The organism is Ruegeria sp. CDSA246 (assembly GCF_059611225.1).
This window is the reverse complement of sequence record NZ_JBXWPD010000006.1, coordinates 192,385-205,999: the sequence shown is the minus strand read 5'-3', so window position 1 is coordinate 205,999 and position 13,615 is coordinate 192,385. Positions and strand designations below refer to the sequence as shown.

Annotated in this window: 14 protein-coding genes; 9 read left to right on the top strand and 5 right to left on the bottom strand. The window is 59.5% G+C overall.

From position 1 onward, the window contains the following. Positions 1-95: 95 nt before the first annotated feature. From AC2FI9_RS09735 to AC2FI9_RS09725, 3 genes are all read left to right on the top strand, one after another. Positions 96-3,551: a chromosome segregation SMC family protein gene (locus AC2FI9_RS09735; protein ID WP_496767207.1), complete on the top strand. Its 3,456-nt coding sequence runs from the start codon at positions 96-98 to the stop codon at positions 3,549-3,551. Positions 3,552-3,605: 54 nt separating this feature from the next. Next, positions 3,606-3,956: a hypothetical protein gene (locus AC2FI9_RS09730; protein ID WP_109312259.1), complete on the top strand. Its 351-nt coding sequence runs from the start codon at positions 3,606-3,608 to the stop codon at positions 3,954-3,956. Positions 3,957-4,136: 180 nt separating this feature from the next. Continuing rightward, the gene (locus AC2FI9_RS09725; RefSeq protein ID WP_282120838.1) at positions 4,137-4,934 is read left to right on the top strand and encodes a class II glutamine amidotransferase; all 798 of its coding nucleotides are present in this window, start codon (positions 4,137-4,139) and stop codon (positions 4,932-4,934) included. Between the two features lie 52 nt (positions 4,935-4,986). Here AC2FI9_RS09725 and AC2FI9_RS09720 read toward each other — a convergent pair whose 3' ends face one another. Genes AC2FI9_RS09720 through cobD form a run of 3 tightly spaced genes read right to left on the bottom strand, consistent with a single transcriptional unit; the run spans position 4,987 to position 8,044 of the window. Continuing rightward, positions 4,987-6,150, bottom strand: a complete 1,164-nt coding sequence (locus tag AC2FI9_RS09720; RefSeq protein ID WP_496767204.1) for a lytic murein transglycosylase — start codon at positions 6,148-6,150, stop codon at positions 4,987-4,989. Between the two features lie 11 nt (positions 6,151-6,161). Beyond that, positions 6,162-7,082: an adenosylcobinamide-phosphate synthase CbiB gene (gene cbiB / locus AC2FI9_RS09715; protein ID WP_496767202.1), complete on the bottom strand. Its 921-nt coding sequence runs from the start codon at positions 7,080-7,082 to the stop codon at positions 6,162-6,164. Continuing rightward, positions 7,079-8,044, bottom strand: a complete 966-nt coding sequence (gene cobD / locus AC2FI9_RS09710) for a threonine-phosphate decarboxylase CobD (protein ID WP_496767200.1) — start codon at positions 8,042-8,044, stop codon at positions 7,079-7,081. The genes cbiB and cobD overlap by 4 nt, the downstream gene beginning before the upstream one ends. 182 nt (positions 8,045-8,226) lie before the next feature. Between cobD and AC2FI9_RS09705 the strand changes: the two genes are divergently transcribed. Next, positions 8,227-8,589 (top strand): response regulator transcription factor, encoded by a 363-nt coding sequence (locus AC2FI9_RS09705; RefSeq protein WP_108861296.1) that lies wholly within the window; start codon positions 8,227-8,229, stop codon positions 8,587-8,589. On the opposite strand, the gene AC2FI9_RS09700 is transcribed toward AC2FI9_RS09705, so the two are convergent. Then, complete coding sequence (locus AC2FI9_RS09700; protein WP_496767197.1) at positions 8,571-9,560, bottom strand: glutathione S-transferase family protein; 990 nt, start codon at positions 9,558-9,560, stop codon at positions 8,571-8,573. The two genes, AC2FI9_RS09705 and AC2FI9_RS09700, sit on opposite strands and share 19 nt — an antisense overlap. A gap of 211 nt (positions 9,561-9,771) precedes the next feature. Between AC2FI9_RS09700 and AC2FI9_RS09695 the strand changes: the two genes are divergently transcribed. After that, on the top strand, positions 9,772-10,125 hold the full coding sequence (locus tag AC2FI9_RS09695) for a hypothetical protein (protein WP_496737154.1): 354 nt from the start codon (positions 9,772-9,774) through the stop codon (positions 10,123-10,125). Between the two features lie 36 nt (positions 10,126-10,161). On the opposite strand, the gene AC2FI9_RS09690 is transcribed toward AC2FI9_RS09695, so the two are convergent. Next, positions 10,162-11,334 (bottom strand): MalY/PatB family protein, encoded by a 1,173-nt coding sequence (locus tag AC2FI9_RS09690; RefSeq protein WP_496767193.1) that lies wholly within the window; start codon positions 11,332-11,334, stop codon positions 10,162-10,164. Positions 11,335-11,428: 94 nt separating this feature from the next. On the opposite strand from AC2FI9_RS09690, the gene def (AC2FI9_RS09685) reads away from it, so the two are divergent. The 4 genes from def (AC2FI9_RS09685) to AC2FI9_RS09670 are packed head-to-tail and all read left to right on the top strand — an operon-like array spanning position 11,429 to position 13,615. Continuing rightward, on the top strand, positions 11,429-11,947 hold the full coding sequence (gene def / locus AC2FI9_RS09685; protein ID WP_058278958.1) for a peptide deformylase: 519 nt from the start codon (positions 11,429-11,431) through the stop codon (positions 11,945-11,947). Beyond that, on the top strand, positions 11,944-12,438 hold the full coding sequence (gene def, locus AC2FI9_RS09680; RefSeq protein WP_109312268.1) for a peptide deformylase: 495 nt from the start codon (positions 11,944-11,946) through the stop codon (positions 12,436-12,438). The genes def (AC2FI9_RS09685) and def (AC2FI9_RS09680) overlap by 4 nt, the downstream gene beginning before the upstream one ends. 2 nt (positions 12,439-12,440) lie before the next feature. Further along, a complete protein-coding gene (gene fmt / locus AC2FI9_RS09675) occupies positions 12,441-13,346 on the top strand; it encodes a methionyl-tRNA formyltransferase (RefSeq protein ID WP_496767191.1) in 906 nt (301 codons plus the stop codon). 14 nt (positions 13,347-13,360) lie between these two features. Continuing rightward, positions 13,361-13,615: a hypothetical protein gene (locus AC2FI9_RS09670; RefSeq protein ID WP_058278955.1), complete on the top strand. Its 255-nt coding sequence runs from the start codon at positions 13,361-13,363 to the stop codon at positions 13,613-13,615.

Here is a 13,615-nt window from a genome sequence, read left to right as displayed (position 1 = left end):
TTGGCATGAAATCCCATATCCTGCGTTACTCCGTTGACTCACCCCCAATGGGTTGCGCAGACTTCCAGATATAGGAATCATGGGACGAGCGGCCTTTGCGGTTCAGCAAACTTAAACTCACCGGCTTCAAAAGCTTTGTTGACCCGACCGATCTGATTATCGCGGATGGGTTGACCGGTGTGGTGGGCCCAAATGGCTGCGGCAAGTCCAATCTTCTGGAAGCGTTGCGTTGGGTAATGGGCGAAAACCGCCCCAAATCCATGCGCGGTGGCGCGATGGAGGATGTGATCTTTGCCGGGGCCGCAACGCGTCCGGCCCGCAATTTTGCCGAAGTTGTCCTGACGATGGATAACTCGGAACGTTTGGCGCCTTCGGGGTTCAATGACAGCGATCAGTTGGAAATTGTGCGTCGCATCACCCGCGATGTCGGCAGCGCTTACAAGACCAACGGCAAAGATGTTCGGGCGCGCGATGTCCAGATGCTTTTTGCCGATGCCTCGACCGGCGCGCATTCACCTGCACTGGTGGGGCAGAACCGCATTGCCGAGCTGATCAACGCCAAGCCCCGCGCGCGTCGCCGCATTCTGGAAGAGGCGGCCGGTATCTCGGGCCTTTATCAGCGCCGCCACGAGGCGGAGCTTAAGCTGAAGGGCACCGAATCCAACCTGACCCGTGTGGATGACGTTCTTGAACAGCTTGGCACCCAATTGGCGCAGCTTGCGCGGCAGGCGCGTCAGGCCGCGCGGTACCGTGAGATTGGGGAGCAACTACGGCAGGCTGAAGGCATGCTGCTCTATCGCCGCTGGAAAGAGGCTGACATGGCCCGCCAACAGGCCGAAGACGTCTTGCGCGAGCGGATCACCGAAGCCTCGCGCGCCGAGGCCGAAGCCCGCGCCGCCAGCGCCAAGCGGTCTGAAATCGAGGAAACTCTGCCACCGTTGCGGGAGGAGGAGGCAATCGCCGCCGCCGTCTTGCAACGTCAGCAGGTGCAGCGTGATCAGCTGGTTGATCAGGAAACCCGCGCGCGTCAGACGATCGAGACGCTGACCAACCGAATTCAGCAGTTGGCCAACGATATCGAACGCGAAACCGGCCTGAACAGGGACGCGGGCCAGATGATCGAGCGTCTCGAATGGGAAGCACGCGAACTGGCCAAAGCGGCAGAAGGGCATGACGACAAAGTGGCTAAGGCCGCCGAGATCGCGCGCGAAGCCGCATCTGTGCTGCAGGATCGTGAAGATCACTTGTCGCAGGAAACCGAGGATATGGCGCGTCTTGTAGCCCGTCACCAGTCGGCGCAACGATTGGTCGAAGACAGCCGTAAGACACTGGCCCGGTCCGAGGGTGAGGAAGAGAAAGCCCGCGCGGCGGTAGACGAGGCTAGTGATGCTTTGACCCGTGCCAGCGAAGCGTACGAACAAGCGCAGGAAGGCGAGGAGGAAGCGCGAGAGGCCGCAGAGGCCGCCGAAGAAGCGCTGGCCGCGGCAGATGAATTGCGCAACGAAACGCAGGCGCGCGAGGCCGAGGCGCGCGCGCAGCGGTCCGAGGCCGAGGGTGAACTGGGTGCAATCCGCGCCGAGACATCGGCCCTGGCCAAGCTGGTCGAACGGGATACGGCCGAAGGCGGGCAGGTTCTGGATCTGCTGCGAGTCGAGCCCGGTTATGAAAAGGCGCTGGGGGCGGCACTGGCTGACGACCTGCGTACACCGTTGGTCGACGCCGACGGACCGTCGGGCTGGGTACAAGTTTCGGGCTATGATGCAGATCAGCCCTTGCCCGACGGGGCCGAACCATTGGCGTTGCATGTCTCGGGCCCGGACCGTCTGAGCCGCCGGATCGCTCAGATCGGGTTGGTTGATGCGGATCAGGGCGCGCAGCTGCAAGCCTCATTGAAGCCGGGGCAGCGTCTGGTGTCCCGTTCAGGTGACTTGTGGCGTTGGGATGGATTTCGGGCATGGGCCGAGGATGCGCCAAGCGCTGCAGCCTTGCGGTTGGAGCAGCTCAACAAGCTTGAAGCTCTGAAACAGGAACTTACCCGCGCCGAAGCGCAGGCTGATGGTGCCCGCGCCGCGCATGAAGCGCTGTCGCAGCAATTGGCGGACGTCACCGAAGCAGACCGCCGGGCCCGCGAAGCCCGCCGAGCAGCCGACCAGCGGATGGCGGAAACCGCGCGTCAGCTAAGCCGGGCTGAGGCCGACCGCAATCTGGCGCAGGGTAAGCTGGAAACTCTCGCCCTTGCTGTTGACCGGCACAAGGAAGATGCCATGTCCGCCCGCGCGCAACTGCGCGAGGCCGAGGGAGTGCTGTCCGGCCTGGGTGATGTCGACAGCGCGCGTGCGCAGGTTGAGGATATCAAACAGACGGTCGAGGCCGCGCGGATCACGATGCTGACCCACCGCTCATCCCATGATGAGCTGCGCCGCGAAGGCGAGGCGCGGACGCGGCGGGCTCAAGAAGTGACAAAGGACCTCAGTGGGTGGCGGCACCGGTTGGAGTCAGCAGAAAAACGTATCTCGGAATTGGTCGAGCGCAAGGAAAGCTCTGAGGGGGAACTGTCTGAGGCGATGGCCGCCCCGGGTGAGATCGCCGAGGCGCGTGAAGAACTGAACGAGTTGATCGAAACAGCCGAGGCCCGGCGCGCCGAGGCCGCCGACAAGCTTGCCGAGGCTGAGACGCAGCAGCGCGAGGTTGTGTTGGCCGAGCGTGAGGCTGAACGTTTGGCGTCCGAAGCCCGCGAATCCCGCGCGGCGGCCGAGGCGCGCTGTGACGCAGCCAAGGAAGGCGTCGTGGCCGCCGCTGAGCGGATCGCTGAAGACCAGCAGCTGACGCCGAACCAGTTGCTGAACCAACTGGATGTGAACCCCGACCAGATGCCTGCCGCTGATGCATTGGAGGCCGAAGTAAACCGCCACAAGCGTCAACGAGACGCGATGGGTGCGGTGAACCTGCGGGCGGAAGAAGACAGCAAAGAAGTTCAGGAAGAATTTGACACACTGAACAGCGAAAAGGCCGATCTGGAAGAGGCGATCAAGGCTCTGCGCAGCGGCATCGCCAGTCTTAACCGCGAGGGTCGTGAGCGTCTGCTGACTGCGTTCGAGCAGGTGAATTCCAACTTCGCCTTGTTGTTCAAGCATCTGTTCGGCGGTGGCGAGGCCAATCTGGTCATGGTCGAAAGCGATGATCCGTTGGATGCCGGGCTCGAAATCATGTGCCAACCGCCAGGCAAGAAGCTGTCGACGCTTAGTCTGCTGTCGGGCGGGGAACAGACCCTGACCGCCACGGCGCTGATCTTTGGCGTCTTCCTCGCCAACCCCGCGCCGATCTGTGTGCTGGATGAGGTCGACGCGCCGCTGGACGATGCCAACGTCACCCGTTTCTGCGACCTGCTAGACGAAATGTGCCGCCAGACGGACACTCGCTTCCTGATCATCACCCACCATGCGGTGACCATGGCGCGGATGGACCGGCTGTTTGGCGTGACCATGCAGGAACAGGGCGTCAGCCAGTTGGTTTCGGTCGATCTGAAAAAGGCCGAACAGATGGTCGCCTGATCGTTCACTGCAACGTTATGCCTCAATCGCCCGGTGGCGGGGTAAGGTGGCAGCATGACCCGATATCTGATCTTTGCCTTGTTGGCTGCCAGCCCGGTTGTGGCGGCGGAATGGCCAACAAAACCCGGAGATGTCCCGCTTTCATCTGCCGAGCTGGACGCCCTCGCGGGGCGAACGCTGACCTTCTATGACGACGGACAGTCTAAGTTTTCGGCTGGTGGGGCTTATTCCTTTACCTACGCCAGCGGGGATTCCGCGTTTGGGACATATTCCATTGCCGACGACGGCAGTGTCTGCATCACGTATCGTAACGGGTTCAGCCGCTGCGATCTCTATGTACGCAGCGGTAAGCGCCTAGTTCTGATTGACGAGAAAGGCGACAGATACCCGGTCCGGCCTGAATGAGTTTGGTAGCCGCCTTGACGATCAGGCATCGAATCCAAGTAGGGCATTAGTTGATTTAAGATTCGCGTTTTGCGTTGTCATTTGATCGAAATATTGCCGAATGCTCGCGAAGAATGGTGAGTTTTCCTATCTGAGCCGGTGGTATGCTCTCAAAAAATTCATACTCAATGGGGCTAACAGATGTGCCGATTTCTGGCTTGGGCAGGCGCAAAGCGTTATCTAGATGAATTGGTTCTGAACCAAGAGCAATCGCTTGTCATTCAGAGCCGAAATGCTCTGATCGGAAAGACGCCGATCAACGCAGATGGATTTGGCCTTGCCTGGTATTCCGAACGTGAGACGCCTTGTTTTTACAAGGACACTAACCCCGCCTGGTCGGATGCCAATCTGAAACAGCTTACGCATCACACCCGGTCGCATCTCTTTCTGGCCCATGTGCGGGCATCAACGGGTACCGCAACCTCGCGGAACAACTGCCACCCGTTTGGTGTTGGAAAATGGAGTTTTATGCATAATGGGCAGGCCGGAGGGCATGACCGTATCCGGCAGGAGCTGGACGGGATGATACCACCTGACCTCTACAGCCACCGGCTTGGCGCAACCGAAAGCGAAGCGATTTTCCTGATTGCCCATGGCGAAGGTCTGGATATCGATCCGATCGGCGCCATGGAGCGGGCAGTCCAACGTGTCGAAGATCTGTCACGACGCCGAGGTACAATGCCATATCTTCGCTTTGCCGCTTGTTGGTCGGACGGCGATCGCCTTTTTGCCGCCCGATATGCCTCGGACCGCTTTGCCCCAAGCCTCCACTACAAGGCGTGTAAGGATGGGTTCATTATTTCGTCCGAACCGTTGGACGCGAATAGCGGCGAATGGACTGAAATCCCTGCCAATACGGCGATTGAAACACGGGGAGGGGCGTTGACTTCACACGCGTTTGAACCTAAAGCGCCGCATCACCGCGCCGAGGTTGCATAACTCTGTGGTGTTGCGTCCGGATGCGTCCCGTCTGTGCGGGACGCATCGGGGCTCATAACTGATTGAGCAAATCAGCTGTTGGCCACGCATCCGCGGGCAACCCCAGCCGTGCCTGTTCGGCCTGAACGGCAGCCCGCGTGCCGGCACCCAGAATACCATCGATCTTGCCCACATTATGCCCACGCGCTTGAAGCTTGGTCTGCAATTGCTTCATCTGCGCGCCCGACAGGCCTTGTGGCGGGGAACCTGCGTCATAGATTTGGCCGCCCTCCAACCGCGTACCGAAATAGGCAGCGGTCAGGACATAAACAAAGCTCTGGTTCCATTCGAAATAGACGTCAAAGTTTGGGTAGGCCAAGAATGCGGGGCCGTTGCGACCCTGTGGCAGGATCAGCGACGCGGGCAGATTGGCCAGAGATCCGCTGCGCGCTTGAACGCCCATCGCCTGCCATTCGGATACGGACCGCGACTTGCCGGGGCCGGACAGGGACCAGTCCATCTGGGCGGGAACAGTTACCTCCTGCAGCCAGGGCTCACCCGGACGCCAGCCCAGATGCGACAGCATCTTGCCGCCCGACATCAGCGCATCCGGGGCTGAGGTTTTTAGCGAGACCTTGCCGTCGCCATCCCCGTCCACGCCATTTTCCAGAATGTCGCGGGGCAACATCTGCACCATACCGATCTCACCTGCCCAGGCTCCGGTCGTGCGGTTGGGGTCGAAATCCCCTTGGGTGTAGAGCTCGATGGCTGCAAAAACCTGTGGTCGGAACAACTCAGGTCGGCGGCAGTCATGCGCCAGAGTGACCAGAGCGTTGCGGGTGTTGAAGTCACCTTGTACCGCGCCATAGTCGGTCTCGAACGCCCAGAATGCCAGCAGTACACCGCGCGACACGCCATATTCCCGCTCAATCCGGTCAAACACTGCATCGTATTTGCGAGACATGGATTTGCCGCGATCTATCCGGTTCTGCGAGATCAGGCGGCGGGAAAAATCGATGAACGGTATTTGGAACACGCCTTGCGCCCGATCCGCCTTTAGAACCGCGCTGTCCTGCTGAACACCTTTGAAAAAGCTGTTCACGGTGGATTTATCGAACCCTTGCTGAACGGCCTCGGCCTTCAGACCCTTCACAAAGGAATTGAACCCGCCGCCACATTGGGCCAGGGCGGGAGAGGCGAGCAGGGTGGCGGCAATGATGCCCGAGAGTAAACGCATTTTAGGGTCCGTCAGAAAATAAAGCTGACCCCAACCCACACCGACACGAGCCCCAGCGCAAGCCCCCAAACCCGCCAAAGCATGTCACATGCGCGGAAAATCTCCGGCGCGCCGATGTTACGTGGCGCATCACCGTTGACCCAGGCCAGATCGCGGACCTGTCCGTCATAGCTGCGCGGCCCGGCAAGGGCGACGTTTAATGCGCGCGCCATCGCGGCCTCGGGCCAACCGGCATTGGGAGAAATATGGCGGCTTGCATCCGCGACCATTTCCGGCCAGCGCGTCCATTGACCAGAAAGCGCCACGATCATCACGCAGGTCAAACGGGCAGGGATCAGGTTCAACAAATCGTCCAGACGCGCGGCGGCCCAGCCAAAGTCGCGGTACTTTTCTGACCGGTAGCCGATCATGCTATCGGCAGTGTTGACCGCCTTGTAGATCAGCAACCCCGGCAGGCCTGCGACCAGAAACCATAAGGCGGGCGCAATTACGCCGTCGCTCAGGTTTTCGGCAGCGCTCTCAATCGCAGATCGCGCGACCTGCGCCTCGGTCATGTCCCGCGTATCGCGCGAAACGATCATGGCGACTTTGGCGCGGCCCTCGGTTAAGGAGGTGCGCAGCCCGTCACCGACATCGCGGACATGGGTCACCAGTGACTTCTGTGCCAGCAGAATTGCGGCAAGGATGATTTCGATCACCGGCCCAAACAAGGTCAGCGCGCGGCCCAGAATCAATGCGCCAAAGACCAGAAGCACCACGACGGCCACGCCTTTCAGGTGCCTATTCGTTCCGCGGTTCAGGCGCAGGTCCAACCAGCCGATGACAGTGCCGATCATCACTGCCGGATGACGAATGCGCGACCAGATCCAATCTGGCTCTCCAAGCGCCGCGTCCAGACACATGGCGCAAACCAGCAGAAAAGCTGTGCTCACAACGCGGCCTCAAGCCGGCTCCACCCGTCTGCGGGCGGCAAGCCAAGGCGCAGATAGGTGTTTGAGTAGGGGAATATGCGGCTCCAGATATGGGCGCGGGCGAGATTGGCCTGCCAAGCGGCGGCATCGTCGACGTCATAAAGGCGGAACAACGTAGTGCCCCCGACCAGTTTTGCCCCCTTGCCGGTCACGATCCGGTCTAGCTGTTCTGTCGCTGCCGCCAACTGCTGACGGGTTGCTTTGGCCCAGCCCGTGTCCCGCAGCGCCCGTTCCCCGATCCGAAGGGCAGGGCCAGAGACAGACCACGGCCCGGTCAAATCGTTCAGCTTTGTGATCAGGTCCGGGTGGCCAATTGCAAATCCCAGCCGTAGCCCGGCCAAGCCCCAGAACTTGCCGAAACTTTTCAACACGATCACACCGGGCTGCTCGGCCAGATGAATTAGGGATGCTTCAGGGCAAACGTCACAAAAACTCTCATCAATCACGGTCAGCGGGGCATCGGCGTTCTGTTCGGACCAGATACGTCCATCCGGATTATTCGGGTGCACAAGGACGCGCGCCTCGGCTGGACCGTTCGATTGAACTGTCCAACCTTGCGCGGAGAAAGCTGCCGCGTGTTCGTTGTAGGTAGGTGCTGTGATCTGAACCCGACCCGTCGCAGCAAGTGCAGGCATGCGGGCGATTACTGCTGAAGCGCCGGGCGCGGGCAGAATCGCTGCACCTTTGGGAACGGACCAGAACTGGCGTGCTGCGGCAGACAGCCGTTCGAACGCACCGTGATCCGGCAGCGCGGCCCAATCCGATGGGGTCAGTCCCGACACCGGATACGGGTGTGGGTTGATGCCGGTGGACAGGTCCAGCCAGTTGTCGCGTGCCCCGCCGAACCGGGCGATAGCACCGTCCAGTCCGCCGCCATGGTCGCGCGCGGCACGGGGGTTCAAATCTGCGTTTGGGCTTGCCATCGATGTTCTCGCCGGAATTGCGCGTTTGTTGTGCTTCAAGCGGATTTTCGCCGCTTACACAAGCAAATCCGCGTGATCGGCCCGGATGACCGGCACCATTAACACTTTGTTAAGGAATAAGCGTGATCACAAACCACGGGGGTCGGCACCGCACACTCTACCAAGTGCCGAGGTTGTTGCAAATGAATGTACTGATTGTTGAGAGTAACCCCGACCTTGGTCGGGTCTGGAAAAGACATCTGGAACGGCAAGGCGCCGAAGTGACGCTTGTTGCCGGGCAAGAGGCTGCGATCCTTGCGCTGTACGGCACGGATTTCGATATCATCGTGCTGGATCTGGTGCTGGAAAATGGCAGCGCGTTGGCAGTGGCTGATTTCGCCAGCTATCGCCGCCCCGAGGCGCGGGTGATCTTTGTCACCAACACCACCTTTTTTTCAGACGGATCGATCTTTGCACACAGCCCAAACGCGTGCGCTTATGTGCAAAGCGGCACGCCGCCAGAAGATCTGGCGGCGATGGTCGAGCATTACGCGGCGGGCCGCTGACCGCGCCCGTGCGGTTCCATGTAGTCCAAAACCGGGTTGGTCGGGATGATCCGATGCGGGTTGATGCTTTCGTGGCTATAGTGATAGTGGCGCACGATGTGGTGCATGTTCACCGTCGAAGCGACGCCCGGCCATTGATACAACTCGCGCGTATAAGCCCAAAGATTCGGATAATCGATCAGCCGCCGCCGATTGCATTTGAAATGCAGATGATAGACGGGATCGAACCGGATCAGCGTCGTGAACAACCGCCAGTCAGCCTCGGTCAGGCGATCACCCATCAGATAACGGTTTAAAGTCAAACGGTCTTCCAGCCAGTCCAGTGTTTCAAACAGCGGGTCCACGGCGGTGTCATAGGCCTGTTGGCTCGTGGCAAAGCCGGATTTGTAGACGCCGTTGTTGACGTTGGAATAGATGCGCGCATTCACCTCTTCGATCTCATCGCGCATCGCTTCGGGCCAGTAATCGTCGGTGTTGCCGGTGATCCCGTCAAAGGCCGAGTTGAACATGCGGATGATTTCCGAGCTTTCGTTCGAAACGATCGTCTGCTGTTTCTTGTCCCACAGGATCGGCACTGTGACCCGGCCCGAATAAGAAGTGTCGGCCTTGGTGTAAATCTGGTGGGCAAAGTCCAGACCATAGAGAGTGTCCCCGGTTGCCCCATTGCCATCAGTCTCAAAGGTCCAGCCCTTATCCAGCATGTCGGAATGCACAACAGAAACAGAGATGTGACTGGTCAAACCCTTCAGTTCCCGGAAGATCAGAGTTCGGTGTGCCCAGGGGCAGGCATGGCTTACGTAAAGATGATAGCGCCCGGATTCAGCGTTAAACCCGCCCTTGCCCGATGGTCCGGCGCTGCCATCTGCCGTCAGCCAATTGCGAAACTGCGCGGCGCTGCGTTTGAACGCGCCGCCAGTGGATTTGGTGTCATACCAAGTGTCGTGCCATTTACCGTCGACCAACAGGCCCATCTCATGCCCTCCGAAAAGCGATTTCGCCAAACATAGGCGGTCGCAAGTGCCGTTCCTATGCGAGGGCGCGCGCATCCTTCCTGCGCATACGCACAGGATGGATTGGGATTTCTGTGCAACAAATTGATTTCTCGGCGCTGACTGTGACCGGGTTCACTGGATTTTTACAATTTGCGCCTCACAATAGACTACTCTGTTGGGGGAAATTTTTATGAGTACGTATGTTTCAAAGGAAATTACTGCCGAATTGGATGCGGCCCGAATCGCCGGTTTGAAGAAAACCAGCCGCCTGCGTGTCGAAATTGGCGACAATTCCTATAAAATTCTTCGATTGTGGAAAGACGGCTTTACGGTTGAAGCTGAAACCACGCCGCGACTGCGCGGGCTCGTCGACATCTATGATGGCGCCAACCACCTGTACCAATGTCTGATCATCGCGGATGAGGATGAAGCAGGCGAAATGCGATACGAATTCAAGCGCAGCACGGCCGCTGCCGACAAGGCTCCGCTGGATTTCTACCGCGCGCCGGACGCGCCGATTGCGTTGCTTGGGCACAAGGATTGAGGGCAAGGCCAACGACATTGCCGTTGGCCGCCTCGTTCACTGCAAATCAGCAAATGCATGCTTTAGCCGTTCGCATGCCTCTTCGACCCGCGCACGCTGAGTAGCCAGGTTGAACCGTTCGAAGGTCTCACCCCCTGCGCCGAAACCGGGGCCTGAGGACGTTGCGATTTTGGCATCTTCGCGCAGGCGGCGGACAAACTCTTCATGGGTCATGCCGGTTCCTGAGAATTCTACCCAAGCCAGATAAGTAGCCTGCAACGGCATGGACCTCAGACCAGGAATCTCGGCGATTGCTGCGTCAAAGACCTGGCAGTTGCCCGCCAGATGCGCGACCTGTTCGTCAACCCATGCCGCACCCTCGGGCGAATAGGCGGCAGTTATCATCGCCACGCCCAACGCGCTGGGGTCATAGTCCAGCGTCTGAATGCGGTGCCGCATGGCCGCGCGCAGTTTGGGGTCCGGAATGATCATGTTACCGGTGCGTTGACCGGCGATGTTAAATGTCTTGGACGCCGCAGTCAGGGTCACGGTCCACGGCCGCGCATCCGGCGCAGCCACATCCATCGGCACGAACGTATTGCCAGGATAAACCAGATCGTGGTGGATCTCATCCGAGACCAAAATCAACCCATTACGTTCGGCGAATGCGGCCACGGCACGCAATTCATCCGGTGTCCACACCCGGCCCGAGGGGTTTTGCGGCGAGCACCACAGCAACAGCTTTTCCGACCCGTCCAGACGCGACTGAGCGTCGTCCAGATCCAGCCCATAGGTTTCGCCTTGGCGAACTAGCGGGCACTCGACAACGCGACGTCCCGATTTGTTCACCTTGTGGGCAAACTCATGGTAGACGGGGCTGAAGATGACGACGCCGTCGCCGGGTTCGCTCCAGACATCCAGAGACAGGGCGATCGCATTGCCTAACCCCTGTGAAGTCAGCACCCAATCGGTGTCGATGTCCCAGCTATGGCGGTTCTTCATCCACCACTGAATCGATGCCAGATATTCCGGGTGAATCCACGAATACCCAAAGACCCCATGGTCAGCCGCTTTGCGAACCGCATCAATTACGCAAGGCGCTGTTGGGTAATCGGAATCTGCCGTCCACATGGCCAGCCCGTCCTGCGGGGGCACACCGTAGATTTGCTCCATCTTATCCCATTTTGAACTGTTGGTTCCCCGGCGGTCGATCAGGTCGTTGAAAGTCATGTCTGCTCCATCTGTCCGGACGAAAGCTAGCTACAATTCCAGCGGGTGCAAGGGGGGCGTTGCGGTGCAGTGCGGGATGGCCTAAATCAACCCCATGAAACGTAATATCCTGATCCATCCCGACCCCCGCCTGAAAAAGGTCTGCGCGCCTGTGGCAGATATCAGCGACGAGCTGCGCAAGCTGGCCGACGACATGCTGGAGACGATGTATGACGCGCCTGGCGTTGGTCTGGCCGCGCCTCAGATCGGCGTGCTGGATCGGTTGATCGTGTTGGACTGCATTAAGGAAGAGGGCGAAGCCCCGCGTCCGCTGATCATGTTCAACCCCGAGGTTATCGCCTCGTCCGATGAGACCAATGTCTACGAGGAAGGTTGCCTGTCGATCCCCGAGCAATTCGCCGAAGTCACGCGCCCCAAAGTGGTTGATGTCACGTGGATTGACCAGGATGGGAACTTGCAACAGGAAACATTCGACGGCCTGTGGGCGACCTGTGTTCAGCATGAGATCGACCATTTGAACGGCAAGCTGTTCATCGACTATCTCAAGCCGCTGAAACGGCAGATGATTACGCGGAAGATGCAGAAACTAAAGCGCGAGCAGGCCCGCGCATGACCGCTCGCACCTGCCTGCCATGGCCCGACAAACGCCTGCGCACCAAGGCGGAGGACGTCGCCGAGATCACCGATGAAATCCGTGCCATCTGGGACGACATGATCGACACGATGGAGGCGATGCCCGGTGTTGGCCTTGCCGCGCCGCAGATCGGCGTCATGTTGCGACTGGCTGTGGTGGACGGCTCGGCTGAACGCGGTAAGGCTGTGCGTCTGGCCAACCCGGAAATCCTGCACAGCTCAATCGAATTGCGCGAACATGATGAGGCCAGCCCGAACCTGCCTGGTGTTTCGGCCAAGGTGAAGCGCCCACGCGCGGTGACGGTCAAGTTCCTGAATGAGCAGGGGATGGTGGATCGCCGCGACTTTGTCGGGATCGAAGCCACAAGCGTACAGCACCAGATCGACCATCTGAACGGGAAGATGTATTTCGACCGGCTCAGCAAGGTCAAACGGGACATGCTTCTGCGCAAAGCCAAAAAGCTGGGGTAGAGATGCGCGTTGTATTCATGGGTACGCCCGACTTTTCGGTTCCGGTTCTGGATGCGCTGGTCGAAGCTGGGCATGATATCGTCGCCGTGTATTGCCAGCCCCCGCGCCCGGCTGGTCGGGGCAAAAAGGACCGACCGACACCGGTTCACGCACGCGCCGAAGCGTTAGGCCTGACTGTCCGCCATCCGGTGTCTCTGAAATCGTCAGATGAACAGGATGCCTTTGCTGCACTGAACGCAGATGTGGCTGTGGTGGTCGCTTATGGCCTGATCCTGCCGCAGCCCATTCTGGACGCGCCTGCCCAGGGATGTCTGAATATCCATGCCAGCCTGTTGCCGCGCTGGCGCGGGGCGGCCCCGATCCATCGCGCCATCATGTCCGGCGATGCGCAAACCGGTATCTGCATCATGCAGATGGAGGCCGGTCTGGACACTGGCCCGGTTCTTATGCGCGAAGCAACCGATATCGGGGTCGAGGAAACCACCGACCAGTTGCATGACCGGCTGTCGATAATGGGCTCCAAACTGATCGTTGAGGCTTTGCATGACCTGCCGGATCTGACGCCCGAGCCGCAGCCCGAGGTCGGTGTGACCTATGCCGCCAAGATCGACAAATCAGAGGCACGGATTGACTGGTCCCGGCCCGCAGCAGAGGTGGACCGGCAGATCCGTGGTCTGTCCCCGTTCCCAGGTGCCTGGACCGAGATTGACGGGGACCGCGTGAAACTACTGGCGTCGCGTCTGGCCGAGGGGCAGGGCGTACCCGGCGAAGCTCTGGACGATGCCTTGACAATAGCTTGCGGCGAGGGTGCCGTTGATCTGTTGCGCCTGCAACGGGCGGGCAAAGGCGCACAGAATAAGGAAACCTTTCTGCGGGGCTGGCCTGTGGCCAAGGGAAGTCGGATTTAGAAGGAATAACAGACTTGTACATGACTTTGATGGGGACGGTGTTAATCGCAGCCGTCGTTGGAAGCCTCGCGGAAAAAACCGGGTTTACCCGAAACGGCTATCTGCAATCTATCATCATTTGTATCGGCGGTGCCTTTCTGTTTTTCTTTGCTCAGATCATGTTTGGCAGGATGTTCGGGTTTAACCTTGCTTTTGGGTCCCCGGGATTGAACGCTATTGTGTCATCCGTCGGCGCGCTGATCATCGTGCCGACTCATTGGAGGAAGTGA

What these genes read in the sequence shown, in the direction of transcription:
- AC2FI9_RS09705 (WP_108861296.1), top strand. Translation starts at nt 8,227, where the DNA reads ATGAATGTACTGATTGTTGAGAGTAACCCCGACCTTGGTCGGGTCTGG.
- AC2FI9_RS09730 (WP_109312259.1), top strand. Translation starts at nt 3,606, where the DNA reads ATGACCCGATATCTGATCTTTGCCTTGTTGGCTGCCAGCCCGGTTGTG.
- def (WP_058278958.1), top strand. Translation starts at nt 11,429, where the DNA reads ATGAAACGTAATATCCTGATCCATCCCGACCCCCGCCTGAAAAAGGTC.
- def (WP_109312268.1), top strand. Translation starts at nt 11,944, where the DNA reads ATGACCGCTCGCACCTGCCTGCCATGGCCCGACAAACGCCTGCGCACC.
- AC2FI9_RS09720 (WP_496767204.1), bottom strand. Translation starts at nt 6,150, where the DNA reads ATGCGTTTACTCTCGGGCATCATTGCCGCCACCCTGCTCGCCTCTCCC.
- AC2FI9_RS09690 (WP_496767193.1), bottom strand. Translation starts at nt 11,334, where the DNA reads ATGACTTTCAACGACCTGATCGACCGCCGGGGAACCAACAGTTCAAAA.
- AC2FI9_RS09725 (WP_282120838.1), top strand. Translation starts at nt 4,137, where the DNA reads ATGTGCCGATTTCTGGCTTGGGCAGGCGCAAAGCGTTATCTAGATGAA.
- cobD (WP_496767200.1), bottom strand. Translation starts at nt 8,044, where the DNA reads ATGGCAAGCCCAAACGCAGATTTGAACCCCCGTGCCGCGCGCGACCAT.
- fmt (WP_496767191.1), top strand. Translation starts at nt 12,441, where the DNA reads ATGCGCGTTGTATTCATGGGTACGCCCGACTTTTCGGTTCCGGTTCTG.
- AC2FI9_RS09700 (WP_496767197.1), bottom strand. Translation starts at nt 9,560, where the DNA reads ATGGGCCTGTTGGTCGACGGTAAATGGCACGACACTTGGTATGACACC.
- AC2FI9_RS09695 (WP_496737154.1), top strand. Translation starts at nt 9,772, where the DNA reads ATGAGTACGTATGTTTCAAAGGAAATTACTGCCGAATTGGATGCGGCC.